Origin of the sequence: Geothermobacter hydrogeniphilus (assembly GCF_002093115.1) — a bacterium.
GTDB classification, from domain to species: Bacteria; Desulfobacterota; Desulfuromonadia; order Desulfuromonadales; family Geothermobacteraceae; genus Geothermobacter_A; species Geothermobacter_A hydrogeniphilus.
The window spans coordinates 1-1,086 of sequence record NZ_NAAD01000059.1 but is presented as its reverse complement, the minus strand read 5'-3'; the positions used below and the strand labels follow the sequence as shown (position 1 = coordinate 1,086).

Below are 1,086 nucleotides of genomic sequence, written 5' to 3'. Positions count from 1 at the left end.
GTAATTATACCTTTCTCTCGTTGCTCCTCTATGGCATACTTCCCCCATGCCAAGACAAGCCCGCATTGATGCACCCGGAGCTCTTCATCACATCATCTGTCGCGGAATCGAACGTCGTCTGATCTTCAAGGACGACAGCGACCGCTCGGACTTTGTCGCTCGCCTGTCCAAGCTCCTGCCGGAGACTGCGACCCGCTGTTACGCCTGGGCCTTGATCCCCAACCATTTCCATCTTCTGCTCAAAACCGGAGAGGTGCCGATCGCCACGCTGATGCGACGGCTTCTGACCGGTTACGCCATCAGCTACAACCGCCGCCATCGCCGGCATGGACATCTGTTTCAGAATCGCTACAAATCGATCCTCTGCCAGGAAGACACCTATCTGCTCGAACTGGTGCGCTACATTCACTTGAACCCGATCCGCGCCCGACAGGTGTCATCCCTCGACCAGCTGGCCGACTATCCCTGGTGCGGTCACGGCCGCCTGCTGGGGAAAATTGAAGCCGGCTGGCAGGCCACCGATGAACTACTGCTCTGGTTCGGGAAGAGAAGAGCAACCGCTCGGCAGAAATATGCGGAGTTTGTTGCCGAGGGGATCGCCCGGGGCAAGCGGCCCGAACTGGTCGGTGGCGGCCTGATTCGCAGCAGTGGCGGCTGGTCTCAGGTTAAAGAACAGCCAAAATCAACGTTGCCGCACAAAAGTGACGAACGGATTCTGGGGGATGGCGATTTCGTCGCATCGGTACTGGCTGAAGCCGATGAGCAACTGGAGCAACGCACCCGTTACCAGAAGCAGGGAGTCACCTTCGATTCTCTGCTGCAGCTTATCACTGAACATTTTGCTGTTACGCGGGACGATCTGTTGAGTGCGAGCAAGCGACCGGCACATGTCCGCGCACGCAGTCTGCTCTGCTACTGGGCGGTACGGGAACTGGGCATGACCGTCACCGAGGTGGCCAGAAAGGTTGGCATGACGCAACCGGCAGTAAGCCGGGCGGTGGAACGGGGCCGAGGGATTGCGGATGAGGTTGACATTGATCTGCCGGGCAGGGGAATAACATAATTACATGGGCGTCCCCTTTCGTC

1 protein-coding gene is annotated in these 1,086 nt (G+C 58.3%); it reads left to right on the top strand.

The window, feature by feature from the left end:
- Positions 1-46 precede the first annotated feature (46 nt).
- Positions 47-1,063 carry a transposase gene (locus tag B5V00_RS16800; protein ID WP_085011957.1) on the top strand — a complete coding sequence of 339 codons (1,017 nt, stop codon included), beginning with the start codon at positions 47-49 and terminating at the stop codon, positions 1,061-1,063.
- The last annotated feature ends 23 nt before the right edge of the window (positions 1,064-1,086 follow it).